The sequence below is a fragment of the Burkholderia sp. BCC0097 genome, assembly GCF_902832985.1.
Classification (GTDB): Bacteria; Pseudomonadota; Gammaproteobacteria; order Burkholderiales; family Burkholderiaceae; genus Burkholderia; species Burkholderia orbicola.
Genome location: NZ_CADFDM010000014.1, coordinates 22,457 through 47,641, shown reverse-complemented (window position 1 = coordinate 47,641; position 25,185 = coordinate 22,457). Strand labels below are relative to the sequence as shown.

At 60.0% G+C, this 25,185-nt stretch carries 32 protein-coding genes; 31 read left to right on the top strand and 1 reads right to left on the bottom strand.

Features of this window, described 5'->3' with window-relative positions:
- Nucleotides 1-386: 386 nt before the first annotated feature.
- Complete coding sequence (locus HWX07_RS33855) at nucleotides 387-863, top strand: cupin domain-containing protein (protein WP_034192242.1); 477 nt, start codon at nucleotides 387-389, stop codon at nucleotides 861-863.
- Nucleotides 864-1,051: 188 nt separating this feature from the next.
- Nucleotides 1,052-1,843, top strand: a complete 792-nt coding sequence (locus tag HWX07_RS33850; RefSeq protein ID WP_034192243.1) for a VUT family protein — start codon at nucleotides 1,052-1,054, stop codon at nucleotides 1,841-1,843.
- On the opposite strand, the gene HWX07_RS33845 is transcribed toward HWX07_RS33850, so the two are convergent.
- Complete coding sequence (locus tag HWX07_RS33845) at nucleotides 1,830-2,447, bottom strand: helix-turn-helix transcriptional regulator (protein WP_049120948.1); 618 nt, start codon at nucleotides 2,445-2,447, stop codon at nucleotides 1,830-1,832. The genes HWX07_RS33850 and HWX07_RS33845 overlap by 14 nt on opposite strands.
- A gap of 282 nt (nucleotides 2,448-2,729) precedes the next feature.
- On the opposite strand from HWX07_RS33845, the gene HWX07_RS33840 reads away from it, so the two are divergent.
- The 29 genes from HWX07_RS33840 to HWX07_RS33700 all read left to right on the top strand — a co-directional run bounded on the left by HWX07_RS33840 (nucleotide 2,730) and on the right by HWX07_RS33700 (nucleotide 25,184).
- Nucleotides 2,730-2,981, top strand: a complete 252-nt coding sequence (locus HWX07_RS33840) for a hypothetical protein (protein WP_034192245.1) — start codon at nucleotides 2,730-2,732, stop codon at nucleotides 2,979-2,981.
- Nucleotides 2,982-3,548: 567 nt separating this feature from the next.
- Nucleotides 3,549-4,196: a lytic transglycosylase domain-containing protein gene (locus tag HWX07_RS33835; RefSeq protein WP_223274478.1), complete on the top strand. Its 648-nt coding sequence runs from the start codon at nucleotides 3,549-3,551 to the stop codon at nucleotides 4,194-4,196.
- On the top strand, nucleotides 4,193-4,582 hold the full coding sequence (locus tag HWX07_RS33830) for a hypothetical protein (protein WP_034192246.1): 390 nt from the start codon (nucleotides 4,193-4,195) through the stop codon (nucleotides 4,580-4,582). The genes HWX07_RS33835 and HWX07_RS33830 overlap by 4 nt, the downstream gene beginning before the upstream one ends.
- Nucleotides 4,583-4,761: 179 nt before the next feature.
- On the top strand, nucleotides 4,762-5,160 hold the full coding sequence (locus HWX07_RS33825) for a hypothetical protein (protein WP_027811065.1): 399 nt from the start codon (nucleotides 4,762-4,764) through the stop codon (nucleotides 5,158-5,160).
- A 12-nt stretch (nucleotides 5,161-5,172) separates the two neighbouring features.
- Entirely contained in the window at nucleotides 5,173-5,460 is a 288-nt protein-coding gene (gene traL, locus HWX07_RS33820) for a type IV conjugative transfer system protein TraL (RefSeq protein WP_027811066.1), read from the top strand.
- A 4-nt stretch (nucleotides 5,461-5,464) separates the two neighbouring features.
- Entirely contained in the window at nucleotides 5,465-6,076 is a 612-nt protein-coding gene (locus tag HWX07_RS33815) for a type IV conjugative transfer system protein TraE (protein WP_027811067.1), read from the top strand.
- The gene (locus HWX07_RS33810; RefSeq protein ID WP_027811068.1) at nucleotides 6,073-6,819 is read left to right on the top strand and encodes a type-F conjugative transfer system secretin TraK; all 747 of its coding nucleotides are present in this window, start codon (nucleotides 6,073-6,075) and stop codon (nucleotides 6,817-6,819) included. Before HWX07_RS33815 ends, HWX07_RS33810 begins: the two co-directional genes overlap by 4 nt.
- Entirely contained in the window at nucleotides 6,812-8,134 is a 1,323-nt protein-coding gene (locus HWX07_RS33805) for a TrbI/VirB10 family protein (RefSeq protein ID WP_027811069.1), read from the top strand. Before HWX07_RS33810 ends, HWX07_RS33805 begins: the two co-directional genes overlap by 8 nt.
- Nucleotides 8,127-8,981 carry a hypothetical protein gene (locus HWX07_RS33800; protein ID WP_175048440.1) on the top strand — a complete coding sequence of 285 codons (855 nt, stop codon included), beginning with the start codon at nucleotides 8,127-8,129 and terminating at the stop codon, nucleotides 8,979-8,981. The genes HWX07_RS33805 and HWX07_RS33800 overlap by 8 nt, the downstream gene beginning before the upstream one ends.
- Complete coding sequence (locus HWX07_RS33795) at nucleotides 8,978-9,406, top strand: HNH endonuclease signature motif containing protein (protein ID WP_027811070.1); 429 nt, start codon at nucleotides 8,978-8,980, stop codon at nucleotides 9,404-9,406. Before HWX07_RS33800 ends, HWX07_RS33795 begins: the two co-directional genes overlap by 4 nt.
- Nucleotides 9,403-9,861, top strand: a complete 459-nt coding sequence (locus HWX07_RS33790) for a hypothetical protein (RefSeq protein ID WP_027811071.1) — start codon at nucleotides 9,403-9,405, stop codon at nucleotides 9,859-9,861. The genes HWX07_RS33795 and HWX07_RS33790 overlap by 4 nt, the downstream gene beginning before the upstream one ends.
- A gap of 2 nt (nucleotides 9,862-9,863) precedes the next feature.
- Nucleotides 9,864-10,217: a hypothetical protein gene (locus HWX07_RS33785; RefSeq protein ID WP_027811072.1), complete on the top strand. Its 354-nt coding sequence runs from the start codon at nucleotides 9,864-9,866 to the stop codon at nucleotides 10,215-10,217.
- A complete protein-coding gene (locus HWX07_RS33780) occupies nucleotides 10,214-10,489 on the top strand; it encodes a hypothetical protein (RefSeq protein WP_027811073.1) in 276 nt (91 codons plus the stop codon). The genes HWX07_RS33785 and HWX07_RS33780 overlap by 4 nt, the downstream gene beginning before the upstream one ends.
- A complete protein-coding gene (locus HWX07_RS33775; protein WP_223274479.1) occupies nucleotides 10,486-11,397 on the top strand; it encodes a DsbC family protein in 912 nt (303 codons plus the stop codon). Before HWX07_RS33780 ends, HWX07_RS33775 begins: the two co-directional genes overlap by 4 nt.
- 2 nt (nucleotides 11,398-11,399) lie before the next feature.
- Nucleotides 11,400-12,080 (top strand): type IV conjugative transfer system lipoprotein TraV, encoded by a 681-nt coding sequence (traV, locus tag HWX07_RS33770; protein ID WP_027811075.1) that lies wholly within the window; start codon nucleotides 11,400-11,402, stop codon nucleotides 12,078-12,080.
- A 14-nt stretch (nucleotides 12,081-12,094) separates the two neighbouring features.
- Nucleotides 12,095-14,689, top strand: coding sequence for a type IV secretion system protein TraC (traC, locus tag HWX07_RS33765; RefSeq protein WP_027811076.1), 2,595 nt, complete (start codon nucleotides 12,095-12,097; stop codon nucleotides 14,687-14,689).
- Between the two features lie 2 nt (nucleotides 14,690-14,691).
- A complete protein-coding gene (locus HWX07_RS33760; RefSeq protein ID WP_205713840.1) occupies nucleotides 14,692-15,060 on the top strand; it encodes a TrbI F-type domain-containing protein in 369 nt (122 codons plus the stop codon).
- Nucleotides 15,061-15,274: 214 nt separating this feature from the next.
- On the top strand, nucleotides 15,275-15,784 hold the full coding sequence (locus HWX07_RS33755) for a S26 family signal peptidase (protein WP_049030195.1): 510 nt from the start codon (nucleotides 15,275-15,277) through the stop codon (nucleotides 15,782-15,784).
- 193 nt (nucleotides 15,785-15,977) lie between these two features.
- On the top strand, nucleotides 15,978-16,679 hold the full coding sequence (gene traW, locus HWX07_RS33750; RefSeq protein WP_223274481.1) for a type-F conjugative transfer system protein TraW: 702 nt from the start codon (nucleotides 15,978-15,980) through the stop codon (nucleotides 16,677-16,679).
- 46 nt (nucleotides 16,680-16,725) lie between these two features.
- Nucleotides 16,726-17,418: a hypothetical protein gene (locus tag HWX07_RS33745; protein WP_027811080.1), complete on the top strand. Its 693-nt coding sequence runs from the start codon at nucleotides 16,726-16,728 to the stop codon at nucleotides 17,416-17,418.
- Nucleotides 17,415-18,446 (top strand): conjugal transfer pilus assembly protein TraU, encoded by a 1,032-nt coding sequence (gene traU / locus HWX07_RS33740; RefSeq protein ID WP_027811081.1) that lies wholly within the window; start codon nucleotides 17,415-17,417, stop codon nucleotides 18,444-18,446. The genes HWX07_RS33745 and traU overlap by 4 nt, the downstream gene beginning before the upstream one ends.
- Nucleotides 18,443-19,231, top strand: a complete 789-nt coding sequence (gene trbC, locus HWX07_RS33735) for a type-F conjugative transfer system pilin assembly protein TrbC (RefSeq protein ID WP_027811082.1) — start codon at nucleotides 18,443-18,445, stop codon at nucleotides 19,229-19,231. The genes traU and trbC overlap by 4 nt, the downstream gene beginning before the upstream one ends.
- 5 nt (nucleotides 19,232-19,236) lie before the next feature.
- Nucleotides 19,237-20,517 (top strand): hypothetical protein, encoded by a 1,281-nt coding sequence (locus HWX07_RS33730; protein WP_165581455.1) that lies wholly within the window; start codon nucleotides 19,237-19,239, stop codon nucleotides 20,515-20,517.
- A complete protein-coding gene (gene traN, locus HWX07_RS33725) occupies nucleotides 20,514-21,794 on the top strand; it encodes a conjugal transfer protein TraN (RefSeq protein ID WP_049030196.1) in 1,281 nt (426 codons plus the stop codon). The genes HWX07_RS33730 and traN overlap by 4 nt, the downstream gene beginning before the upstream one ends.
- Nucleotides 21,791-22,183: a hypothetical protein gene (locus HWX07_RS33720; protein ID WP_027811085.1), complete on the top strand. Its 393-nt coding sequence runs from the start codon at nucleotides 21,791-21,793 to the stop codon at nucleotides 22,181-22,183. Before traN ends, HWX07_RS33720 begins: the two co-directional genes overlap by 4 nt.
- Nucleotides 22,184-22,241: 58 nt before the next feature.
- Nucleotides 22,242-22,742 (top strand): hypothetical protein, encoded by a 501-nt coding sequence (locus tag HWX07_RS33715; protein ID WP_027814060.1) that lies wholly within the window; start codon nucleotides 22,242-22,244, stop codon nucleotides 22,740-22,742.
- Entirely contained in the window at nucleotides 22,739-22,933 is a 195-nt protein-coding gene (locus tag HWX07_RS33710) for a hypothetical protein (RefSeq protein ID WP_027811087.1), read from the top strand. Before HWX07_RS33715 ends, HWX07_RS33710 begins: the two co-directional genes overlap by 4 nt.
- Entirely contained in the window at nucleotides 22,930-23,739 is an 810-nt protein-coding gene (locus tag HWX07_RS33705; protein WP_027811088.1) for a conjugal transfer protein TraF, read from the top strand. Before HWX07_RS33710 ends, HWX07_RS33705 begins: the two co-directional genes overlap by 4 nt.
- The gene (locus HWX07_RS33700; protein WP_027811089.1) at nucleotides 23,739-25,184 is read left to right on the top strand and encodes a conjugal transfer protein TraH; all 1,446 of its coding nucleotides are present in this window, start codon (nucleotides 23,739-23,741) and stop codon (nucleotides 25,182-25,184) included. The genes HWX07_RS33705 and HWX07_RS33700 overlap by 1 nt, the downstream gene beginning before the upstream one ends.
- The last annotated feature ends 1 nt before the right edge of the window (nucleotide 25,185 follow it).

Below are 25,185 nucleotides of genomic sequence, written 5' to 3'. Positions count from 1 at the left end.
GGCGCGCTGCGCGTTCAAATTAAATCAAATCGAAAGAATTGTGTTGGAGTCTCGAATATACCTTTCGATTTGTTGACATCTGTTCGGCGCGGGAACCTCCGTATTGCAAAGCGGTAAAGAATTCCAAATCGATGTCGATATCATCGTGTAGGATCAGCAGCGGTACTATTTCCCCGTGCACCTGCGGTCTCGCGATGTATTAGAAATTTCAACTAAAACCACATCGTATGTTTGCGAAAAACAATAAATTTATGTGTAGAGGGCCGAAGGCGGTGCTTCAACGAGTAACCTTCGTTTCGATTTTTGTAATAGTTTTCATGATATCTGCGGGAAACGTTATGCCAAATTCAAATAGCAGCAGACCTCGCGAATCCAGGGAATTCTGGATGGAGAAACTTGGTCTGGAGCCTCATCCGGAAGGAGGCTATTTTAGATACGCATTTGGTTCTGACATTTATCGAAAGACGGCGAGCGGCGCTGAAAGGAAAAATTATAGCGGAATCTATTTCATGGTGACCCATGATAGCCCGTCGCACTTCCATCAGATGATATCCGATGAAATATGGTACTACCACTCTGGCGACCCGCTCATGATGCACGTCATCGATGAAACGGGAGCATATCGGACGGTCCGTCTCGGCCCGAACGTGGAACATGGAGAGGTACTTTCTGTAGTTATGCGCGGAGGATGGATTTTCGGGGCGTCGGTCGATTCAGGTGATTACACGTTGGTCAGTTGCGCTGTTGTGCCGGGATTTGACGATGCTGATTATAGAATTCTTACTCAGTCCGAGTTGCTGGGAAAGTATCCGCAATATCGAGATATCATATTGAAGATGGCGTATCAGAATCTGCCCAAGTGACGTAAGTGTTCGGTTTTCCAAGGTAGGCCGGTGGTGCTTTTGGTTGTTTGGTGGATCGATTTTGAACAGGCGCAATTATGGTAACGGCAAATAGTATCCCGAGATGCCAGGTAGAGGCGATTCTTCCGAAGGATGGTGAAAAGCGATTTTCGGTCGCGAGAGTGCGCGTGAATGATACGGGTATTTCGATGAAGCTGCCCGTTGGTGAACTGTTAGAGGCGGATTGGATTGGCAAATTCTCTGCCAACGATGTCGCATTGCTCGCTACGGTAAATGCTAACGACGTCAATATCCAGAACATCACCGAGCGAGTGCCGCACTTCCCTTACGGGATTATTTATCTTACGGCACTTTTCAGCGTCATGTTGGTCACTACCAATTTAATTGGAGATAGTATCACCACCATCAACCTGCCGTTCCTGCATGGGTACAGCGTCCTCTTTCCGACCGCGCTAGTCGTTTTTCCGTTGACGTATTGCTTTGGGGCTTGCATAACGGAGACGTATGGATTTGTTGTAAGTCGCCATGTGATATGGGGTGCGTTTTTAGTGAACATCCCGGTTATTCTGATTATTCTGTCGCTCGAGAAGGCGGGATGGCTGGGCGGTAGCGTTCTCGGAGTGTCCCATCAAATGATGAGGGCGCTGGGCGCGTCGGCTGTCGGCTACTTCGCAGGCGAGTTATCTAATTCGCTGGTCGTATCTAGGCTGAAGATCGCACTAAGAGGCCGCGCCCTGATTCTTCGTTTTCTTGCGGCCAATGCAGTCGGAGCAGTCGTCGATAGCGTTCTATTTGGGACACTATTGTTTTACGGTGTTGTGCCGTTGACTGTGCTTCTCAAGATCGTGCTTGCACAAATCACGATAAAGATGTTGTACGAAATGGCGTTCTCTGTCTTGTTTTCCAGAATCGTTCTCTGGATAAAGTCGCGTGATGGTGTCGATCATTACGACTATAAGGTGAATTTCATTCGGAGCTAGTGCCCATTATAATTTCCACAACTTTTCCGATGATCGCTTGCTCATTTATCAATATGGGCCGGCGCTTTGAGGTTGATTCTATGTCGTAACCGATGAGTTTTTCGCCATCCGTCAACTTGACGAAGGTGTAAGTTTGTTCATCTACTTCGACAAATGCAAAATCGCCTGAATCAAGAGAAGCATAATCTCCTATGACAAGGATGGCATTGTGCGGAAGCGGTTCGGTGCGGCTCTTGGGGGCGAGTGCAATCGCAAATCGACTCGAATTTGCGTTCGATACCCTGATCCACAGCTGACCGTGGCGCGGCGCCGCGGATACTTTTCGCGCGTCGCGCAGACTCCGCTGCTCATAGACAGGCACGAACCCCCTGCTCTCTTCGCCGAAGAGGGACGACATCGGAACGGCGAAAAACCGGGCAATTGCTGAAATCGTGCTCAGTCTCGGATCGATAGTTTCACCCGATAACAGGCGGCTGAGCGTCCCCCGGTCAAGATCGATCGCGCGCGACAGTTCCGAGTCGTTAACCCCGGCCTCCTGCTGCAAGTGTTTGATTGTTGCCACAAACGTGGCCGCTAGACTTGCAAGTTCTTCCTTTTTCTTCACGCGCTTTGTCCGACCCTAATTTTTGTTCAACGAAGGAGTTGAAAATTTTCAACATCCTGTTACAGTTGGTAACGTCATTTGCTGGTCGACCGATCGGCGCTGGTCAGGGTGAGAGGACAAGATCGTCGTCTCCCGCTGCGCCCTGCAAAATATGTTGTTTTGCAATGCAAGTCATGTTCTAATGCAGTGCAATACAGGTAATGTTGGTAGAAATTGAATCGAACCATCCGAATCGGTAGCTATCGCTTTACTATCCTCCAGTTGAGCACATTGGAGGGTGGGTTGAGCAAGATTACTGAGGCGGAATTTCGGGATGCCGCGAAGAACAACGCTATCAAGCACGCATCGGTTTTGCGCACGGATAGGGGCTATCTCTTCGTCGTCGAACTGTCTTGGAAAGAGGGCTTGCACACGTTGTATACGTTCCGCAATGAACCGAGGACATGGGCAAGCCTGGATAGCATGATGAAGTACTTTGAGAAGCACGAGCTGAACGTTAACGTGATCACCCTGCAGTGGAATCCAAAGGGATGAGCGGTACGAACCTGGTAGCTCCAGGTAGCGGCAGTCGCCAGGTTTACCGATGCGAAGTCGGCCCGGCCTCTGAGCCGCTCGCGCGAAAGCGTAATGAGTTCTGAGCGCTGCCCACGTGTGACTAGCTGTTCTATACGCGATCTTGGTCAATTGACCGCCGTGGGTTTTGAAGTGGACAAAAAAACATGTGCGGCGCTTCGAATATCGTCACGCCGCAGATTCGGAAAGTCTCCGAACATTCATGTCTGTGTTGTGCAGTTGTAGTTAATTAAGACGGACATACAGGGTGCGCCAACACCCCATATGTCCTGACCACAAGCAAATAGCTGGGAAAGCTGAGAGAGACCACTCGTGGCTACAGATATTGTACGTCAATCCTTCGGGATTGACGCATTCGATGCGTCCCTTTTTAAGGCGACGGCGATACGCCTTGTCCACCGCACCGGAATATCACGCGCGAGCAAGACATTCGATCGCTGTTCCGCGTCAAACCTCCTCCGCAGCGGCATGTCTTGCCCTGCGGGTTCGGTGTCACGCATCTTTTCGGACGGACCCCCTTTTTGCTCCATGTTGCTCTTTTGGTACGAGCAGCTTTCGCTCGTATCCCGCCTGTCGCTTTCTTCTCTCAGTGCCTCGACTGCAGGCGGTCTCGTAGCGTTTCGGGGCAACCCGATACGCTACGTTTTTTATTCCGTGCGTCGCCACTCATCGTGTGCGATGCGCACCTTCTGCGTGGCAGTTGCTGCCACGATCGCCCTGCTCGCTTCTCCGCCAGCGACCGCGGACGTTTGCAAGGGCAATATCTTCAATGAGGCGGCAGCACTCTATCACCTCGATCCCGATCTCCTGCGGGCGATAACCTGGGTCGAATCCCGTGGCGTGCCCGGCGCCGTTGGGCCGCGCTTGCCGGACGGCCACAGGGCGTGGGGAGCCGCGCAAATCAACGATGTCCATCTTCCCGAACTCGTCAGCTACGGCGTCACCCAACGCGACCTCCTGAACCCGTGCGTGAACCTTAAGCTCAGCGCGTGGGTGCTCGCCAACTGCATCCAGGCCAAGGGCGCGACCTGGGCCGCCGTCGGTTGCTACAACACAGGGCCCGGTTCCACGAACATCGCCGCCCAGGCGCGCTATGTCCGGCTGGTGCAGCGCGCATATGCGGGCTATCGCGCCCAGTCGGCGCTCGGCAAGGTCGCCGAAGGAGGCGCGCGATGATGCGCCTCGTCCCTCTTCTTGGCCTGATTGTCGGGACCCTTACGCAAGCCTGCTTTGCGTCTTCCCGCCTTCCGGACTACGACGTCACGCAGATCGGCGAACCCGGCTCCGGCCGCTACGTGTTCTGTTCCGGCGACTCGTGCCCTGAACCGACGATCAAGCACCTCGCGGCGCCGGCGCCTGTCGTTCAAGAGAATCTATCGCTCCCTGTATCGGCCGCAGAAACCCGGCCCGTTCAAGCGCTTTCCACGCCGATCGCCAAGCGCCACCAATCCCTGCAAGCGCGAATCCGACATGTCCACCGAGTCGCGAAGGTGGCGAATCGAACGCTTTGCACCGCGGGCGCCGCGGTCGGGACGGCGTCGAAGCACCTGGCGGGCCGTTAGTCCGCGCAGCTCACCGATTCACCACTCGACCAAGGAGGAAACGCGACAGTAAGTAATCCGTAATGAAATTTCGATTGTTCGTTTAACTACTTTCCCCCTGAATCGTGCTCGCGCTGCATATAGCGGCGCGAGCACAACCCCCGGCCCGCGCTGCTGGCTAGCTACCACATGAGGACTAGATGAATACCGCTCAATTCAACCAGCTCGAGATGCTCGAATATCGAGCCGCGAGCGCCCTCGTTGCTTTCGAGGATCGCGCGAAGGCGCTTCTGGAGAAATCCGAAGTGCGTGAAACGCTGAACTTCGTCGTTGCCGTGATCCTCGCGGTCACGCTAATGATGGTCGCCCGTTACGCATTTGGAACGGACGGCGTGGAGTTCCAGCAAGGGTCGACCACCCTTGAGGGATGGGTCAAAGGCAATCCCGGAAAAAGCTGCGCACTCGCTGGTTTGATGTTCGGGAGTGTGCGCGCGATGTTCGTGAAGGACTACGGTGCTTTCGTTGTCCCGTCGGGAATCGGCATCCTGACCGGGATAATCGTCGGCATCATCGACGCCAGCTATACCGCGACGATCTGACCGGGAGCGGCGATGTCGGATGATCTCAGTCACTACGTACCCAGTCGCCTTGACGACCCGGAGAAGTTTCTGTTCTTTCGCAAGGATGTAGCAGCGATCGGGCTCACTGGCACGATCGGCGGTGTGTTGCTTAACCACACCCTGCTTGGTCTAGTCGCGGGCGTTGCGATCGCGGCGCTTTGGCAGAAGTTCAGCTCGGGCCAGCATCCCGGTATGTCGGCTCACGTCATGTACTGGGTATTGGGTCAGCCAGCGCCGAAGAAGTTTCCGCCGTCCGATCTTCGCGAACTGAACGGGTGATTCGATGACACCCGGTAAAGCCGCCCAATCACGCGAACAGCTGCAGGCCGAGAACCGCTTTCTGAAGAAAGTGCTGCTCGGAAACGGCACCACCAGTGTGGTCATCGCGCTCACCTGTGCATGGCTGGTCGTCACGCAGCGCGTCATCATCATGCCGCCAGCCGTTCGCGGCACCTACGTCGTCGGGGCTCGGTATGCAAACGACCAGTACCTCGCCGATCAGGCCGCGTACGTGCTCTCCCTTTCCAAAAGTGTCACGCCGACCACCGTCGACAACAACGTACGGATTCTCCTGTCCATGGTCGACGACGATCGACGCGCCGCGCTCAAGACGGCATGGGAGGCCGACGCACTCCAGATCAAGCACGACGGCGTGACGGACGTCTTCGAGCCGATGGGGGTAGGCGAGGTGGATTTCCGCAACAAAGCTGTGAAGGTCACCGGCACCTTGACCACCTACATCTCCGGCAAGCGCACGAGCTCGGAACAAAAGACCTACGAGGTCTATTTCGGAATCACCGTCTTCGGCCGCTTAGTCCTCCTCGACATCCGAGAAGCCGCGCGCGGCAAACAAGGCGTCGAGCCGCTGGTCACAACGGAGACTCCCGCATCATGAAATTTGCCTTCAATCGACAGTCGCCGAAATTGTGCACGGCATTCAGGCCGCGTCTCGTGTTTGCCGCCATGATGTTCCTGACTACCACTAGTGCGCATGCGATCCAGGTCGTCAAGGGAGCGGATCGGCAAACGCAGCAGGTCTCGATCTCCGCGGCGGAATACAACGTTCTGTCAATGTCCGGGGGGCGCAGCTTTTCGAAGATCGTGCCAGCTCTACCAGGCTCGATCTCGTGGACGCAAGACGGCGGAAAGCTCTGGCTCATGCCCGCGAATCCGACCGCGCTGAATGAGTCGATCACGGTGTTCGTGATCGATGACGCCGGCACGACCTACCGATTATTGCTCGTTCCCGGTCCGCGACCGGCCGAAGATATCCGTATCGAACCGCCTGCAGCGCGCTCGACCCAAGCGCTCCACGCGTCGGCTTTTCAACGACGGGTGAAACTCATGATGCTGGCGATGGCCGGTGGTCGGGGGGCACCGCAGCTGTCGTACACGTCGCTCGACACTGTCGTGCCGCTCTGGAAGGAGGCTGTATTGACGCTGGTCCGTCAGTACAGCGACGGCGATTTCATTGGCGAGACCTACACGCTCTCGAATACCTCGCACACCGACATGGCCATCGACGAGCGCGAACTCTACGCGCCGGGCGTGCTCGCCATCGCGATCGAAAACGCAAACCTGCCGGCCGGCGCCAGCACGATTGTCTATGTCGTTCGTGAGCGGGGCGACCATGAGTGATGTCAATCAAGCAACCAAGCGCCGCCAGCGGATCCTGACCGTGGCCTGCTTCGCCGTCCTCGCTGGCCTCTTCACCGTTGGTATGTTCTTCACGCAGAGCGGGCCGGCCAATCGTCAGTTCACCACGAAGGTGCCGTTTACGAGCCTCGGCGACCAGAACGATCGCAATGCCTGGCGGGCTCACTCGGAGGCGCAACTCGCTGAGCTTACGCGCAGGATGTCGAGTATAGATTCGCGCGCCGACGATGCCGTGTCACAGATGAAAGCCTTGTCGAAAGCCCAGGACGAGCTCAGCAAGCGGATCGACGCGATGAAGAGCACGCCGGCAAGCGCCCCCGCGGCCGCGTCCGGAGCAACGGCAGACCGCGCGGCCCTGGACAAGCCAATTCCCCTCAACGGGGCCCCGGCCAAGACGGGCGCAATCCTGAATCCGCCATTCGGCAAATCCGGCAACCCCGGTGTCGATATGGCTGCCGCCCCTCCAAAGCTCGCCATCATTCAATTCAATGCGCCGACCGGCAACGGGGTCGACTGCGTCGACCCCCGCTACTCGTCGTTGCCGTTGGATCAGGCGACACGCGCACAGCAGGACTGCCTGAAGGCCAACGGCAAGAAGAAAGTCACTTTCATCCCTGCCACCTCCTTCGTGCGCGTATTCATGATGAACGGCGTCGACGCTCCGACGGGCGGCGAGGCCCAGCACGATCCGCTTCCGGTGTTCCTCCAGGTATTGGACGCAGCCAATCTACCGAACAGTCGCAAGCTCGACATCACGGAGTGCCGCATCCTGACGCAGGCGTATGGCGACGTTTCCAGCGAGCGCACTCACATGCGCGGTGAAACGCTCGACTGCATCCTGAAGAACGGCCGAACCGTGGAAATGCCGATTAAGGGCAACGTCATGGGCGAGGACGGCAAGGAAGGCGTGCGAGGTCGACTAGTCTCGAAGGCAGGATCGGCACTGGCCATGTCGGTGTTCGCCGGTATCTCCTCCGGGATTGGGCAAGCGTTCAACGAATCAGCCAACACCCTCAGCAATACCGCACTCGGGTCCACCTCCATTATCAACCCGAGCCAGGTCGGCCGTGCCGCCATCGGCAGCGGCGTATCTGGGGGTGCAGACACTCTTAAGCAGTACTACATCCGAGCGGCCGAAAAGCTTTTCCCTGTGATCGAGACGGACGGTGGTCGCATCGTCGAGTTCGCCGTGTCAAAGGGAGCCGAATACGACGGCGCCCTCTCCGATATCAGCAACATCAACGATGGCTTGGCCAACGATGGCCGTGCTAACGATGGGGGCTACACCGATGATTGATGAAACGAAGAGCGTGACCATCGCAGCGTTCGAGGCCGCGATGCTGCGGTGTGCGGACCAAGCGGTTCACGAAGCGTCGTTCACGAAGGATGGAGACGGCAACTACCACCAACCGGAAATGCGCCGGGCGCTTGCCGGTTGGTGCGGCGCTGCTTTGCTCATTGCCGAGCAGGTGCGGGGATTCGCGGATATCGGTGCCGATCGATTTCGCGGTGATCCCGCGTTTCAATCGGGCTTCCTTGAATTTCTTAAGCAAGCTGCGGATCTGCTCGACCTCTCCAGCAACGAGCTTGGTTCGTCAGCCGTTACCGACGTGACCGACGCGAATCCACTGACAAGTGCGGCAGCGTTCGACGATGCAGCACTCGACGGGTTCAACCGCGTGTTGAAGGCAAAGATGGCAGTGGGTAGAGCCCAGGGGCGTGCCGGGTGGTGGAGCGCACAACGGGGTGATCTGTCGACTATGTTGCGCTCGCACGTCGACAAGGGCGACCCCATCGATATCGGCCTGCTCGCCATGATGCACTGGTACATGGACGAGGCCGTCGCGTCTGCCCCCACGCAGCCTGACGCGATCGTTGCCGCTGGCGAGCTCACGAAGATTTCCAGCAGTCCGGTCATGGGCGGCCAACTCGACATCAGGACGCCGGCCGGTGCCATTGGCATTACCGGCTTTCCGAACGAACTTGCGCGCGACTGCAAGCCCTGGCTCTGGGAACAGGTGGAGATTGTGATCCGTTCCACGGCCGAAGCGCGCCGCGCCGGCGCCGTCAAGCTGGACGCAGGCGCGGATCGTGGAGTCGCCTGCCAGGATGCTGCCACACCTGCCGTGGAGCATAAAGCGTGAGCCGGCTGACGAAAGCACAGCGCGATCGGCTCCGGCGCAAATACGACGGCCGCTGCGCGTACTGTGGAATGCCATTGCCCGATCGGTGGCATGGCGACCATGTAGACCCGGTTGTACGCGCGGTCGAGACCAAGCGAACCGCGAATGGCCAATGGAAGCTTGTGAGCGTCCCGTCGAGGCATCCGGAGCGTGACGTCGAGTCGAATTACATGCCGTCCTGTCCGCCTTGCAACATCAGCAAGGGGCAGATGTCGCTTGAGCAGTGGCGCCAAGCGCTCATGAAGCATGTCGCCTCCCTCAACGCGTATCACCCGATCGATCGCCTGGCGAAGTGCTACGGGTTGATCGAGGAAACCGGGGCGCCTGTCGTCTTCTATTTCGAGCGGGTCGCTGCGCGCGCGGCCGTCTCTGGAGAACTTCAATGAACTCTCCCCGCGATTATCAACTTGTCCCGTGTCCGTACTGCGACCTTGACGCGGTCATGCGTGTTTCCGAAGCGATGTTCGGTGGGAGTTGCGTCGAACCCGCGTGCCCCGGTTATCAGATGGTGCTGCTCTTCAACGACGCCGCTGCCGCTGCAGCCGCCTGGAATCGACGCGCTGGCTCAGTACATCCGGACGATGTCGCCGTTGACCTCTTCGCTGCACGGATGAAACGCAAGCTCGCCAAGAAGCGTCAAGAAGGCCGTCGCGGACGGCGCGACCCCGCGACCGTCTCGGCGATGACGCTCGCGAGCGAGCTTATCGAGGTCGTCGCGATGGGCGATCCCGTGGATGTTGCCAACGTCGCGATGATGCTCGACCAGCGAGGTGCAGAGGCGCGGTTCTTGCCGGCCGCGCTGTGGGACTTCGTGCAACGCCGCAAGCCCCTGGAGGACTGACCATGCCTCGTGCCAAATATATGCCGACTGCCAACGATGTACTTGCTGCGATGCGCCCACGTGTCGCCTATGCAGCCTACGCGTTGGCAAGCGAGTTTCACCTGAGCGCGGCACGGATTCGCCCGCTGCTCGAAGCGATGGTCTCGCAGGGCACGCTCTCGATTGCGCATGTTCCGAATTCGCGGGGCTACAACGTCCGCATTGCCGGAGATAAGCAGACCGCGGATTCCCCTGTTGAAGAGTATGTCGGTGTGCCGGCCGCACCGCGCACGCATGTTGTGTTGACCGGCGACTTGACCGTATACGCGGCTGAGATCAAGCGCCGGGCGGACCTTTGCATGATGGTGCGGCGATGACCGAGATCAGCAAGATCGAGTGGTGCGACCGCACGTGGTTTGGAGCGTGGGCCAAACGGACTGGCCAGGTCTACGACGGCATCGATTCAGCAGCCTACGACGACGGCGACGCCCGCATGCTGCGCGTTGGTAAGAAGCTGGCTGGCCGCACGATCGATGGGGTCAAGCATCACGCTTTTTCGAAGCCATCTCGGCAAATGACCGTCCCTCCAGCGTCGGCGCCCACGTTCGCCGCCGGCACCTCGCCCTCAACATGCTCAATGATCCAATGAAACACGCCAAATTCACTTTCGCTCTTCTGATGACGACGTGCATCGCGTGGGGCTGCACCACCCAAGGTACATCCGCGGTGCCATCCACGGTTCCGGCGCGCGTCGCCGGGCCAAGCTCTGAAGTCGGTGTCACGGCGTCCGTCGCTCAGGCTGCGACGTCGCAGATAAACCCTGCCGACCCGAACCTTGATCCCGGCGTAGCTGCGCTCAAGGCGGCGCTCCATGCACGCTACCCGGCAACCAAGTTTCGCGAGGTCGCCGCCACGCCGTCGGTCGGCATCTATGAGGTCGTGATGGGTAACAAGGTTGCCTATACGGATGTCACCGGGCGGTACTTCCTGTTTGGCCATCTCTTCGACATGGTGACGCAGCAGGATCTGACCGTGCCGCTCGAGCAAGCGCTGCAGAAGGTGCGGTTCCCGGCGGATCGGCTTCAGGACGCGTTCGTCGAGGTTCACGGTACCGGCCGCCGCAAGCTCGCAATCTTCGACGATCCCGATTGTCCCTACTGCCTGGCCTTGGAGGACGACCTCTCCAAGCTCAAGGACGTCACGATCTACCGCTTCATGTACCCGCTCGAATCGATTCATCCGCGTGCCCGCGCCCATTCCATAGCGATCTGGTGCGCCGAGGACAGGCTTGCCACCTGGCACGCGTGGATGCCCCTCGCATTGTCGCGCTGGATGCGTGATCAGGGATCGACTCCGACTGGCGTCGCTGCCAAGACACCTGCCCCGCCACGCGTCGAGCCGAAGCTCGTGTCGTGCGCAAATCCCATCGACGCGAACGAAGCCCTGGCCGCAAGCATGGGAATTTCCGGCACGCCTGCGCTCGTGAGCGAGGACGGGCGGGTGCTGCCGGGCGCCGCCAGCGCCGAAGCAATCGATCAATGGCTTGGAGCGAAGTGACCATGAAAAACAAGATCATGCTCGCCACGCTTTCAGCGCTTCTCAGTCTGACCGGCTGCAGCTTCAGCGGCTACGACGCGAACTCGCAATTCGCCTGCAAGGCGCCTGAAGGTGTGCTCTGCAGCAGCATGTCCGGCATCTATGCCAACGCGATGGCGCATAACCTGCCTGATCAGCACGTTCATACAGGCGCGGGCGCGACGACCAATATCGCACTCGGCAGCTATGCCGGAGATCCCGGCCCGGCATCGAACGCATCGGGTGCTGCGGTCAGTGCCAGTTCTCGACCCGTCGTCGGCTCCGCCGAGATTCTCCCCAAAGCGCTCGATAGCGGCGCTCCGGTTCACACGGCTTCGCGCGAAATGCGTGTCTGGTTCGCGCCGTGGCAGGACGCGGACTCCGACTTGCATGACCAGGAATACGTCTATCTGATCGTCGATCCTGGCCACTGGTCGATCGCGCACAACCAGCAGCGCATCCAGGCCGCGTTCCGGCCGGTGATGCCGCCGACTCCTGCGCGGGATGCTAGCAGTAGCGGTAGCAAGGCGGCTACTTCCAGCTCCAACAGCGATTCGACGTCGGGGGCGATATCGAGTGCTGATCGGGTCATGCAGGGCATTCTCACGCCTGCCGGCGCAGTCGACCGTGCAGCGGCTGCGATGCCCGCAGCGACGGACCATTGATCCAGGAGTCATTGATGAGCACCTTGCAGGCCTGGATCGATGACGCGAAATCGCTCGCGCGAATTGCGATCAGCGAAGCAATTCTCGGCACCGAGGACGATCTCGGGCCGCCCGCGCCCGTTGCCGCGGACCAGCGACGCATAGAGACGGTCGGACTTCATAACCTGCTTCCGTATGACCAGTACGACCCCGCCACCGAGCTCTACTACAACACGGATTCGGTTGGCTTCGTGCTTGCGGTTGCACCGCAGACGGGCGCCGACGCGGAGTTGACCCGCAGTCTCCACGGCCTATATGACTCGGTTCCGGCCGGCTATGGGCTCCAATGGATGCTGTTGGGCGACCCCATCATCGAGGAGTCATTGAACGCCTACGTCGACCTTCGGCGCGAGTACGCCGAGGCGGGACGTGCGCCCTCGTTCTATCTGGAACAGGCCGAGCGCCGCGCCGCATTCATTCGCGGCAAACTCGGCCAGCCGCTGTTTCTTGGCCAAAACTATTCGATCACGGACAAGCGGCTGTTGCTGTCGATCGTGCGCAAGGGCTCGCTCGACGATCTGAAGCTGATCGAAGAAATCCAGAATATTCGCGACGTCGTCGGTGCGACGTTGAGTTCCGCAAGCCTGGCAAGCCGTAGCGCGGAGCCCAACGATCTGTTGCGTTTTCTCTGGCCGATCCTCAACCCCGGTGCGTTCTTTGGCGATGGGGCTGAAACGATCGATCAGACTTATAGCGACGACAAGCCCATTCGTGACCAACTGACGGCTTTCGGTCACCACATGCGGGTGAAGGCAAAGCATTTGCTCTACGGAGTGCCGCCGGAGGATGCCGACGAGCCCGACGCACGCATCGCTGTGCGCAGCTTTGGCGTGCACCAGTATCCGAAGAGCAAAGAGCTGTGGGAGATGAACAACATCGTCGGCTCGCTCTTCAACGATGTCCATCAATACCCCTGCCCGTACCTGATCACGCTCGGCGTCCTGATTCTCGATCAGACCGCCGTCGAGACACGGGCCGCTTTGCGTAGTGCGCGCGCGACGCAGAACGCCGAATCGAAGATCGCGAAGCTGCAGCCCGAACTGGCGCTGCAGAATCAGGACTGGAAAGCCGTCTCGATGCAGCTCACGCAAGGGGGCTCGATGTGTGAGCTCTATCACACGCTCACGCTCTTCGCGCCGCGCAAGAAGATGGAGCAGTGTGTGGCGGCCGCGAAAGGCATCTGGCGTTCGGAGCGCTTCAAGCTGTTCCCGATGCTGACCCAGCAGCTGACGACATTCCTGTCGGCCCTGCCCATGATGCTGACAAGCGACATGCGGGACGACCTCAAGAAGTTTCGGTTGATCACCACCAAGACCACCGTAAATGCGACCGATATGGCACCGGTGCTCGGCGAGTGGTCGGGTACGAATGGACGGGCAAGCCTGCTCTTTTTTGGCCGTCGCGGTACACCCGCGCTTGTAGACATTTACTCGAGCGGAACGAACTACAACGGCTTTGTCGATGGTACTTCCGGCGCCGGTAAATCGGTGCTCATGAACGACATCATCGGAGCGTTCCGCTCGGTCGGCGGAATCATCCGGATCTGTGACGTGGGCTATTCGTACGAAAAGCAGATCGACATGGGAGACGGCCAGTACATCGACTTCAAGCCTGGGTCGCGAATCGTCATCAATGCGTTTTCGACCGCTGGCATCGATACCGAAAATGGTCTCGACAGCGAGGTGAAATTCATCCGGCCGATCATCGCGCGCATGGTATCGCCGACCGCTCCTATCACTCCGTTCGAGGGCGCGTTGCTCGATGTCGCAGTGCGCATCGTATGGAAGGACTACGGCCAGGAAGGTAGTCCCACGTTGGTGCGAGACGCCCTGCTGAGCCTGAAGGACCAGAATGGGCAACCCGAGCGCATCGCGTATGAACTTGCCGTGCGTCTCGAACCGTTCTGCAAGGGGGGTGTTTACGGCGACTACGTCAACGGGCGCACCAACGTACGACTCGACAATGAAGTGGTTGGACTTGAGCTCGAGCACCTCAACAGCGATCCCCAACTGCGCACGGTGATCATGCTCGGCCTGACCAATCAGGTCACCAACGAAATGTACCGCTTTGACCGGTCGCGACCGAAGCTGTTCCTGCAGGACGAGGGCTGGCAGATCGTCGGTGACGATCAGGAATCGGCCGACTTCATGGAAGAAGGCTATCGGCGTGCGCGCAAATACGAAGGCAGCTTCTTTTTCGCGACGCAGGGGATCACCGACGCCGGGATGAACAAGGCAACGCAGGCCGCGTTCGACAACTCCGCATGGAAGTTCCACCTCAAGCAAAGCGACGACACGCTCAAGAAGATCGAGAAGGGCGACGTGATGGATCTGTCGCCGGGGTTGAAACGCATGTTGAAGTCGCTACGCCCGGTACCCGGTCGCTATAGCGAGTTCGTCCTCGTCGATCCGAACGGCGGCACGCACCTACTGCGCCATATCCCTGACGAATTCACGCTGGCCATGGCGACCACGAAGGGGCCGGACTACGAATTCATGCAGCGTTTGCGTGCCGGCGGCACGTCCACAGAAGACGCGATCCGCGCCCTAATCCAAGCCAAACGGAAGTGAACATGCGACACGACCTCGTACTCACCGGCCTTATCTCGATCGGCGCTTCGTTGGTGCTGGGCTCCCCGCTCGTCTACTTATGGACGCAACGCGAAAGAGTTGCGCCGGTCGTCGTGGTTGACGTGCAGAAGCTCATCAGCGATGAGCAGGAAACGCTGCTGAAGACCTTCAATAATGGCGATCCCGTCCACATGACGGACGACGCGAAGAATAAGGCGACCCAACACGCCGGCGATTACGCAAAGCGCCTGTCGGCCGCGCTGGACCAGCTCGGCACACAGTGCGGCTGCGTTGTCGTCAATAAAGCTGCCGTGCTCGCAGGTGATGCGCCCGACCTCACTGACCTGATCGCCAAGAGGATCGCGAAATGACTCGTCTCCGATCGACGGCCCTCTCCCAGTTTTCTGCGCGCACGCTTGGAACAAAAATGGTGGGCGGACGATTTGCACCGACCGCCGTTGGTGATTATCTGGCCGCCTCGACCAGTACTTGTGCGGCGGCGCTTGCAAACGTAACGACGCATTTCGACTTGCGTCGATCGGGGGGCGCGAATTTTGCAAGAACCGACCTTCGCGGAGATGAGCAGTGATCGCGCTCGTCGCCTACTCCAGCGGCCTGGCTCGCTATCGACGGTTTGTTCGCACCGTGGTCGCGCTGACGGTCGTGGCGGCTGTCGCATGGGGCCTCACGCCTTGGTATGGGCTGACGTTCAACATGTCGACCAGTCTGCCGGGGACGCTCTACTTCATCCGCAAGGGCCCCTGTCGGCCGCGCCTCGGCGACACCATCGCATTTCGGTGGCACGGTGGGGCGACCTACCCCGCAGGACTGACCTTCATCAAACACGTGGCTGGTTTGCCTGGCGATGTCGTGCACGTCGTTGGTCGCAACGTCTGGGTCAATCAGACCTATATCGGCTACGCCAAGCCGCTCTCGCTTGCAGGGATGGCGCTGTTTCCGACCGAAGACGGCGTGATTCCGCCGGGACACTACTTCGTGGCCACGCCGAACCCGAACAGCCTCGATTCGCGGTACTCGATCGCCGGCACCGTTCCTCAAACCGCAATCGTCGGGGAGGCCTATGAAATTTTTTAACCGCTGCCGCGCCCTCAGCACGCCGGCCGGCGCTTCAACTGGAGGCTCAGATGACGCTTCTGATGCTTGCAATTGGCTTGTTCATATGGGCCGTATGGATGTGCGTGATCGTGTTCTGTCTTGGTGTGGGGTTTCTGGTGGCCTGGTTTATAGGCATGTCATTGGTACACCACATTTCTTTATCGTCCAAATAGTGGACACAGGGATAGGTCCAGCCTGCTTGCTCGTTGGTTGGAGGCAGCTACGACAGCTTATCCGACGAGCTGCAGTCCTGTGGATCGCGGCACTGACGGTCGCGGTATCCCCGATTTCAGCGATTGCGGAGGACCTGGGCGTGGTTGGCCCGACGTATCCGATTGCGGAGCACGACGCGATTGCGATGCTGAAGCGCCGCCTGCTCGAACTGCAAGCCAATGGTGGGCTGGCGGCCATCGAGCGCCGTGCGCGCCAGCGCGCGCTGCATGACGTCACGTCCCTGCCCCCGGTGCCGGGCATTTCGACCGTCAGCGCGTACTCGAGTCGCCTGATTGATCCGACGGTCACCTACTCCAAGCCCGTCACCAACGACGAGGGCGCCGTGATCGTCGCCGCCGGCACGCGTATCAATCCGCTCGACATTGTCACGCTGCACGAGCGCCTGGTGTTCTTCGACGGCCGCGATGCGGGACAGGTCAAGGCGGTGCAGGCGCTCGCGGCCCGCTCCGGCGATTCCATCAAACCGATCCTGACTGCTGGTTCGTGGTTTGACCTGACGAAGTCGTGGAAACGGCAAGTGTATTTCGATCAGCAGGGTCGACTTAGCCAGCGTTTCGGGATCACCCGCGTGCCGGCCGTCATCAGCCAGCGCGGCAACCAACTGCTTCTTGAGGAAGAACCTGCGGAGCAACTGCGTTGACCCGGCGACCAAATCACCTGTCACCTCCCAATTTATCGGAATCGCGATGAACAACTATGACCGTCTGGACTTCACTGCCGACCCGGCCGTTATCGACGTCGTCGAGAAGAACTCGCCCCACGACGGCGCTGCTGCTCTTCAGCACTTCAATGCGACAGTCGAGCCGATCCGGTATGTCGTAGACGTCACCAATGATCAGGTCGTCGTTTCAGGAAAGGGTGTGCTCGCGACTTACTACTGGCGCGCGAGCCCCTACGACAGCAGGGTCGCTCGTCTATCCGTTCAACCTGACCGCCAGATCGTAGGAGACAGCAGCGGGGAAACCTTTCGTGTTGTGGTGGGTGCTGTAGATGATATCCACCGTCCTGCTGCGGTCATCGCCGAGCATCTGAGCGAGGTCGAAGCCGTTGAGCTGATCGGTCGTATCGAGAAGGGGGTGAAGGGCGCCCTCGGTATCGGCGTCGAATCGACCCATACGGTCCAGTTGGATGAGCCTCTTCCCGTCTCCGGCGTTGTTGAGTCCGCACGTCGTTCGATTGGAGCGAAGCTGCTCGACATCCTGGCCACGGTAACGTCACGTGTGGTATGGGTCGCCGCTTGGGGCGTTGCCGGTGCGGCGACCGGCGGTCTTGCAGTGATCCTCCTGCCGATCGTCTATCGCCTTGGCCATCACGTCGGCGCATACCTGATCGACTTCGTCTTCCACGTGTATCCGGCGATGCGGGAGCTGCTTTCATGAGCATGCGCCCTCTCCTTCGCCGCTGGATTCTCGCGATCGCGCTGGTTGCCAGCTGCTTCTCGTTCTCGGCGCCGGCCGATGCGGGTCAGTGTGTCGGCCGATTCGCCAATCCGATCACGGATATCTGCTGGGAATGCGCTTTCCCGATGGCCATCGGTAGCGTCACGTTCCTCAATATGGGCCAGGACGACACCCCGAACCCGGGCGGATTCCTCTGCTTCTGTAGCGGCACGTTTGGCGTCAAGTTCAGCTTCTGGGAGCCGATCCGGCGCGTCGACGTCACGCGCTCGCCCTACTGCTTCGTGTCGCTCGGCGGGATCTCGCTGAACCCGGGCATCCACGCCCCGGAGGGGGAGGTGCGCGAGCAGAAGGACGACACCAAGCAGAGCTTCTATCAGGTGCACTGGTACACCGATCCGGTCATGTACTACACCGAGATCCTGCTAGACGACCCCTGTATGGAGACGGGCAGCTTCGATGTCGCGTACATGACCGAAGTCGATCCGACGTGGAGCGACGACGATCTCACCATGCTCCTCGAGCCGGAGACCTACCTGTTCGGCAGTCCGATCGCCCAGGCCGCTTGCGCAGGTGACTGCGTGCTCTCGAGCCTAGGTTTCGGCAGCAACCTGCTCTTCTGGTGCGCGGGCTGCAACGGCTCGATCTATCCATTCAACGGCCACGTTCAGGCCCATGTGTCCGCGATCCAGGCGTCGTCACTGCTGGTCGAGCGCATGACCGCAAAGCTGCATCGCGAGGGTTTGATGTGGGGCACGACAGGTGACGGGGCCATGTGCGGCTACTACCTGCAGCCGGTGATGGACAAGACCCAATACAAGTACACGATGCTCTACCCCGTTGCGCAAACCGACCAGATCAACGGTCAGTGCTGTCAGCCGTATGGCCGCACGTCGGCGCTCTGGGGCGCCGGAAAGATGATCCCGTACACGGGGGAGGACTTCGCGTACGAGATTTTCCGCAAGCGCAACTGCTGCATGGGTGCGAACCTCGGAGACTTGCCCCAATGAGTCGGCTCACTTTCTCCATCATAGCCGCCGGCACGATCGCCCTCGCGGCCGGTCATGTGTCGGCACAAACCGTGTCGAATGACGCGCTCGCGCGTGAGCAGCAGCAGATCAATACCACGCGCCGAGCGATCTTCGATGAGGCAGCCAGCGGCACCGCACGTTACCGAGGCGTGATGCCATCGTCGGATGCGATTGATGCCGAGATGAGCCGTATCCAGCGCAGTCGCGATCGGCAGATGGCCCAGGCGGCAGCAAAGGCAGCTCACGATGGCAACGCGTTCCCGAACCTACCGGCGCCGGCGCCAGCCGCCGCCGGTGCAGATCCGTTCGCCGTCGCCAAACGGTACGAAAGCCGTACGCAGCGTCGTGTGACCGACTCCTTCGTCGCGTTCGCGAGCTTCTCGATGCCCGCTGCCTCGCTGGTACGCCTGGTGAAGACCATGAATCAGGCCGGGGGAACTGTGGTGTTCCGGGGCTTCAAGAACGACTCGCTGAAGGCGACGGCCGCTGAAATGCAGCGGCTGGGGATTGCGTCCGGCGGCATCGTCGTCAACCCGAAGGCGTTCACGCAGTATCGCATCGCCCGTGTGCCCGCCTATGTCGTCACACGCGGTGGAGACGCCAACAGTCAGGTCGACAGCAGCGGATGTGCGCTGCCGGCGTCGTACGTCTCCTTGTCGGGAGACGTGACGCCCGCGTATGCCCTGCGCCAGATCGTCGATCACAGCCCTACCTACGGGGGGATCGCCGAGCGATATCTCCGTGCACTGGGGGATGTCGAATGAACGGAATGCGGGCAACCCTGCGCCGAAGCGCACCACTGGCCATCGCGACCGCTCTGGCTGCGGTCGCCGTGTGCGCTGCTGCGGACGCCCCATCTACCGGGACTGCGTTTACTGAAGGCCAGTCGTTCGGTAAGTCAGGAATGAACGCGGCTCACGGAAGCATCAGTGGCGGTAGCTCGAACGTGCCGAACTACACGAACCAGGACGGCGAGCTGACGCCGCTGTATGGCGGTGGGCAGGGCAGTCTCGGGCCGGCCGGGTCAGGGAAGGAAGCGGATTGCTCAACGCAGCCAGCGAACCCGAGTGCCTACTGGCGTCAGGAATGCGATGCCGTGAATTACCTCGCGAAGAAGCCTCCCAATCGCATGCCGATCACCGCGAGCGATCCGATCGTGACCGGAAGCAAGGGCGCGATCAATAACCCCGGGTCTACGACGAGTTCGCAGGACTGCCACAACGTGACGTCGACGGTGCCGGCGACCTACCGGAAGGAAACCTGCGAACAGGCCGTGGGTACGCAAACCTATACCTGCAACCGCATCAATGACCCCGTCTGCACCGAACCCTATCAAGGCTGCGCCGCTGGCGGGGTCGTCGAGGGAAGCTTCACCGGCGGGTTTGCCGCGCGCCTGGCATCGAACTCTGCGCTCTGGAACTTCGGCGCTGACACGGGCTATCACGACAACTCAGGCTACAACGGACTGACCGTGTCCGGCTCGATGAGTTTCAGCGTCCAGAACCTTGGTCAGATCGGTACCGCAGTCATCAGCCAGATCACGGCAAACAATACGCTGCGCAGCGTCGACATTAACGGCGTCACGGTCTACACCGATGCGCCGGACGGCGGGCGCATTCTCCAATGCGGAGTGGCGACGCTGCCGGCGTCGGCCGGCGGTATTGATGGACGGCAGACCACCGGCTATCTTGCCGCGTCTTCGCCTGGTGTGACCTTCACACACAATTTGATTTACAACGGCATTCGGAGCGTGTGTTCGGATAAAACTGCCTTTACGGCAGATGGCGGTCTCACAGAGTATCGACCGTTCTTTACCTTCGGTAGCGAGTACGAGGGGAACCCGTCGACCATTGCGCCCAACACCGACATCCGCGCGTATTTGCACGAGGGCGTCAATACCGTCGAGATTCAAGCGGCGATAGGCGGGTACGGTTTCCAGGGCGGCGGGCAGGCCCGAGTTCAGCTCACGCTGAACCAGATCTGCACCGCGACTTGCACGCCGAACTGGATCGACCAGTGCAGCTCGTTCGAACAGCGGGCCGCACAATGAATATCCGCGCTCTCATGTTCGCCGCGCGTGCGTTCACCCTCGTCGGCAGTGTAATGACCGTCACCCTGCTCGCCGCGCCGGTAGCGTATGCCGCGCCCACCTGCCAACGCACTGGTTCAACCTGCATCGAGCCGGCCGGCACACGCATCATCAACGGGATTCCGCTCTACCAGGATTGCTGGAACTACCAGGATACCTACGAATGCCAAGCCGCTTCCACCGTTAACGACTGCGCGCCATTGCAGCAGCAAGGCTGCGGCCTAGTGAACCAGCAGTGTGTGTCATACAACGACGCGGTGCAGGGAAGCTGCGACACGATGCAGTACACGTACCAGTGTCTCGATACTCCGGCGCACACGACGACCGTCACCCAATGCACGAACACGATGTGCGCACCGGGTGCCGGATGCTTCTCGTCAAGTAGTGGTGCGGACGGCGCGCTCGGCAAGGTCGTAGCAGGGCTGGAAACCGGGCGCGAAGCCGGCGCCTACGGTGTCGGTGGCGGTAACGTGAACATTTTCAAAGGCTACGACAGCAGCTGCTCGATCAAGGTGCTGGGCGGCCTCGAGATCAAGAGCTGCTGCACCAGCAACGGCGGCGGTGCCGCTTACTCGAACAACGCGATCGGAAGCGCCGCGGTCAGCGCTGGACTGTCGGTTGGCGGAACGGCGGCGAAGCAGGGCATCGCGTTAGGGTCGAAGTATGTCTTTGACCAGCTGTACGAAACGGTCGATAGCTCGATCGTGAACTCTGGTCTCTTGCAGATGGGCGCATGGGCGGACAGGGCGTTGTCTACCTCCGGAACCTTTGGTGCCTACGGCTTTAGTTTTTCGTTCTCCCTCACCAATGGTGTTCAGCTTGCCGATTTCAATCCGTACGTATTCGCGGCCGAGATCGCTGCGCAGCTGATCCAGATGTGGCTCGCCTGTTCCCCTGACGAGCAGGTGCTCAGTCTGAAGCGTGGCCAGAACCTCTGTGTCCAGTACAACCAGGGCTGCTCCAAGCGCGTGCTCGGCGTTTGCGTCGAGGAAAAGAAGAGCTACTGCTGTTTCAATTCGTTGATCGCGAAGCTCGTCAACCAGCAGGGCAAGGCGCAACTCGGCATCCCGTTCGCAGGCTGCGGTGGCTTCACGGCCGACCAGCTGCAGCGTATCGATTTTTCGAGTATCGACTTTACCGAGTTCGTCAATTCGATCCAGTCCAAAGCCGTCGACGAGGACGCGATTCTGCAGCGCGTGCGGCAATCGATCGGAAGCGGCAAAGGGGTATCCCAATGAAGCGCCTCGTCTCCGCAGCGTTTACTACTGCGATTTTTGCGCTGCCGGCCGCCGCCTTCGCCGGCAGCTACGACGACTTCAGTGCAGTTCTCATCGACGCGATTGATCACGGGTCAGCGTTTGGCGCGCTGCGTGGACCCGTTGCGGGTTCACTCGTCACCAAGCTGCACGCCAACGGTCCGGTCTACGTCACGGCTCGCTCGATCGGCGACTTGCCGCGGCCTGGCTGCAAGCGTCTGGATGTGCTGTTCGACGTCCGCGGCATCCAGACCGAGGCGGGCGAAACCAGCGGGCGTCTGGACGTGAAGATGAACTACTGCCGCGATCGAATTCCGCCGATTGGCTTGGCGCCGGCGGCGCCGGCGCAACCTGCAGGAGATACACCGTGACGCGGGGCCGCCCACTGGTTGCAGATTTCAAAACCCTCACTACCCAGGAGCGTTGATCATGTCCATCGAAAGCCTGTTTCCCCCTTCGCGTGTCCGCTCGAACTGGCGCTATGCGCTACTCGCCAGCCTGCCCTGCTACGTGCGGCGATTCCTCTTCGCTTTCGTCATTGTGCCGGCGGCCGTCCCCGTCGTCGCGCTCGCAATACTGAATCATGGGTCTTTCACGGGTATGGCAACGACCGTGCTCGAACAGGCGGCTGGAAGCGGTACGAATCCGGACACGATCCGACTGCGGACATGCACCGATACGGCGGCTCGCCACGCGCCGTCGGCCGCCATTTGTATGCACTGGCGCACTGACGACGTGCCGATCACGACGCTCGCCCCTCAGGTTGGTCACGGCTTGTTCGTCGCGTGGCTCGTTGCTGTCGTCGTCATGCTTGCGACGGATCTCGGCGTTTCCCCGCCCTCGCCTATCGGACTGCGCAGACGTCTCGACTCGATCGGACGGCCGCGTGCCGAACTTAGTCGTGCAATCCGCGAAGGAGAGGTGAAGTGAGACTGCAGATTACGATCACCAGTATGCGCGCCGCGCCGGCGCCCGACTTGCCGAGCCATCTCTTTGCTGGTGCCGCCAGTGACCGCGCGACCTTCCGGGTAACGCACGGCGCCGCGCCGTCGCGCGAAGCCATTTCCGTGTTGCTCGAGGACGCCGGCTTTGAAGTCGACGCGCAGCGGAGCCGGCCATGAGCGCATTCCGTGGATTCCGGCTCGCGGTAGCGGTCCTGCTTCCTGCAGCGCTGCTGGTGCCGCCGTTTGCGGACGCAGACGGGTTGGACTACAAGTCCGCCTGGAGCTGCGACGGGCAAGAGAAATTCAACTGGTACTGCGATGACGACAAGCCCGCGGCGCCCGCGGGTGCGAGCGCGGCCAAACCGGTCGATTCCGACGACTTCGATCAGATCAAGTCGGCCGACGAGATGCGCGAGGCACTGAAGCACCGACTCGACGTCGCAAACATGGACCCGACGCCCGAGCACATCAAGGAGTACATCAAGCTTTGGGAGTACGTCCAGCAAAAGAGCGCTGTCTTCGCCGATCAATGGCGCCGAGTCGTATGGCAGAACCCGAGCCTCGATTACTCGCTCAAGCGTCCGACCAACAACGTCGCTGTCCATACCTATGACCGGACCCGGGATTCCGACCAGGACGGGCAACTGCGTGCACTCGCGCAGAAGCACGGCCTGATTTTCTTCTTCCGCTCGGACTGCCCGTACTGCCATGCGATGGCCCCGACGATTGTGCTGCTCGCGCAGCGCTATGGCATCGACGTGCTGCCGGTCTCTCTGGACGGTCGGGGTATTGGCGAGTTTCCGAACCCGACGCCTGACCACGGTCAGGCGTCGGTCTGGGGTGTGCAGCAGGTGCCCGCCCTCTTCATTGCGTCCAAAGAGACCGGCGACCACGCAATGATCGGCTCGGGAACGATGTCCCTCCAGGACATCATCGACCGCATTTTCGTTCTCACTGCCTCGCAGCCCGGGGAGCTTTTCTGATGAAACCGACACGCTGGTTTGCCGTACTGACGGCTGCAGTGGTTGCCATCGCCCCGGTGTGTGCGCAGGCGATGTCGATGCAGCAGGTCTTCGACTCAATCAACGCCATGGGCAACGTATCGAGCCCTCGGGCGTTGCAGGGCGAGACGATGGATATGTACAGCGGCGGCAGTGTGTTCATGCGCACGCCACACAAGACTTACCAGCTCGCGAGCGTCACCGCCCCGGAATGGGGTGCGGGTTGCGGCGGGATTGACCTGTTTGCCGGCGGGTTCAGCTTCATCAATAAGGAGCAGTTTGTTGCGCTGCTGCGCAACATCGGCTCGAACGCCTTGGGCTACGCATTCAAGCTTGCCCTGCAGAACCTCTGCCCGACCTGCGACAACGTCATGCAGTCGTTGCAGACCATCGCCCGCGACGTCAACCGGATGAACATCGACTCGTGCCAGGCCGCTGAGGGCATCGTCAATGCGGTGACGCCTGTTGCATGGAAAAAAGAGCAGGCGAACCTGGCCGACACGCTCGGGCCATTCACGAACCTGTATTCGGATATGACGGATGCCTGGACAAATACCGGAAACAGCTCGGCGCAAGCGGCGCAGACGATCAATACGGCCACTGCATCGGATTCCAATCTCGCGGCCAAGCAGCCGTACGGCAATGTGACGTGGCAGGCGCTGCAGCAGCTGCCGGACCTGAGCACGTCGGATCGCGAATTCCTCATGTCGCTGGTGGGGACGGTCATTTTTCCCGACCCGTCGGATTCGGGCGGCACGGAGGTGAATCCTGTATTCCTGCCGCGAATCGGCAGCCTCACGGTGCAGGAGTTGGTCGGTAACGATCCTGCTGCGAACAGTGGCACCACGATTCAGGTGTACGTGTGTGACGAGACGACGAAGTGCCTGAATCCGTCAGTTCAGGAAATTGGATACACCCCCTTCCGTACGCTCGTACAGCAAAAGCTGCAGGTAATCACGGATGCGATCGCATCGCGCTCCGCGATCCCGAACCCGGCGGACACGTTTCGGTTCCTGAGCATGACGGACCTGCCGGTCTACAAAATGATCGCGGTCGGCACGCGTCTGAACAATTCGTCTCTGGCTGACCAGTTGTTGAGTACCTACCAGTCGCTGATCGCTGCCAAGTACGCCGAAGCGTATATCCACGGATCCGCTGAAGATCTTCGCCGGGCAATCGCGCGTTACGGCACCGTGAAATCCAGCACGTCGCTGCTCGACGAGGCCACGAAGCTCAATACCAACATTGACACGGTCGAATCGGAAGCACGCAGCGCAGTGATGCAAGCCTTCAGCCAGACGTCGAACGCGTGGCAACTGGTCGAGCAACTCCAATCGATCGAGCGCGCCGTGCACGCGAATGTGTCGTCCTCGCTTCGGAACTCGTTGGCCTTTGGCCAGACGTTGAACGGCGGGGGGACTCAATGAA

Coding starts and splice junctions, on each gene's coding strand:
- HWX07_RS33830 (WP_034192246.1), top strand. CDS start 4,193: ATGATGCGCCTCGTCCCTCTTCTTGGCCTGATTGTCGGGACCCTTACG.
- HWX07_RS33730 (WP_165581455.1), top strand. CDS start 19,237: ATGCGGGCAACCCTGCGCCGAAGCGCACCACTGGCCATCGCGACCGCT.
- HWX07_RS33785 (WP_027811072.1), top strand. CDS start 9,864: ATGCCTCGTGCCAAATATATGCCGACTGCCAACGATGTACTTGCTGCG.
- HWX07_RS33805 (WP_027811069.1), top strand. CDS start 6,812: ATGAGTGATGTCAATCAAGCAACCAAGCGCCGCCAGCGGATCCTGACC.
- HWX07_RS33775 (WP_223274479.1), top strand. CDS start 10,486: ATGAAACACGCCAAATTCACTTTCGCTCTTCTGATGACGACGTGCATC.
- traN (WP_049030196.1), top strand. CDS start 20,514: ATGAATATCCGCGCTCTCATGTTCGCCGCGCGTGCGTTCACCCTCGTC.
- traC (WP_027811076.1), top strand. CDS start 12,095: ATGAGCACCTTGCAGGCCTGGATCGATGACGCGAAATCGCTCGCGCGA.
- traV (WP_027811075.1), top strand. CDS start 11,400: ATGAAAAACAAGATCATGCTCGCCACGCTTTCAGCGCTTCTCAGTCTG.
- traU (WP_027811081.1), top strand. CDS start 17,415: ATGAGCATGCGCCCTCTCCTTCGCCGCTGGATTCTCGCGATCGCGCTG.
- HWX07_RS33815 (WP_027811067.1), top strand. CDS start 5,465: ATGACACCCGGTAAAGCCGCCCAATCACGCGAACAGCTGCAGGCCGAG.
- HWX07_RS33700 (WP_027811089.1), top strand. CDS start 23,739: ATGAAACCGACACGCTGGTTTGCCGTACTGACGGCTGCAGTGGTTGCC.
- trbC (WP_027811082.1), top strand. CDS start 18,443: ATGAGTCGGCTCACTTTCTCCATCATAGCCGCCGGCACGATCGCCCTC.
- HWX07_RS33780 (WP_027811073.1), top strand. CDS start 10,214: ATGACCGAGATCAGCAAGATCGAGTGGTGCGACCGCACGTGGTTTGGA.
- HWX07_RS33800 (WP_175048440.1), top strand. CDS start 8,127: ATGATTGATGAAACGAAGAGCGTGACCATCGCAGCGTTCGAGGCCGCG.
- HWX07_RS33850 (WP_034192243.1), top strand. CDS start 1,052: ATGAAGCTGCCCGTTGGTGAACTGTTAGAGGCGGATTGGATTGGCAAA.
- HWX07_RS33720 (WP_027811085.1), top strand. CDS start 21,791: ATGAAGCGCCTCGTCTCCGCAGCGTTTACTACTGCGATTTTTGCGCTG.
- HWX07_RS33855 (WP_034192242.1), top strand. CDS start 387: ATGGAGAAACTTGGTCTGGAGCCTCATCCGGAAGGAGGCTATTTTAGA.
- HWX07_RS33825 (WP_027811065.1), top strand. CDS start 4,762: ATGAATACCGCTCAATTCAACCAGCTCGAGATGCTCGAATATCGAGCC.
- HWX07_RS33760 (WP_205713840.1), top strand. CDS start 14,692: ATGCGACACGACCTCGTACTCACCGGCCTTATCTCGATCGGCGCTTCG.
- HWX07_RS33810 (WP_027811068.1), top strand. CDS start 6,073: ATGAAATTTGCCTTCAATCGACAGTCGCCGAAATTGTGCACGGCATTC.
- HWX07_RS33715 (WP_027814060.1), top strand. CDS start 22,242: ATGTCCATCGAAAGCCTGTTTCCCCCTTCGCGTGTCCGCTCGAACTGG.
- traL (WP_027811066.1), top strand. CDS start 5,173: ATGTCGGATGATCTCAGTCACTACGTACCCAGTCGCCTTGACGACCCG.
- HWX07_RS33790 (WP_027811071.1), top strand. CDS start 9,403: ATGAACTCTCCCCGCGATTATCAACTTGTCCCGTGTCCGTACTGCGAC.
- HWX07_RS33835 (WP_223274478.1), top strand. CDS start 3,549: ATGTTGCTCTTTTGGTACGAGCAGCTTTCGCTCGTATCCCGCCTGTCG.
- HWX07_RS33705 (WP_027811088.1), top strand. CDS start 22,930: ATGAGCGCATTCCGTGGATTCCGGCTCGCGGTAGCGGTCCTGCTTCCT.
- HWX07_RS33745 (WP_027811080.1), top strand. CDS start 16,726: ATGAACAACTATGACCGTCTGGACTTCACTGCCGACCCGGCCGTTATC.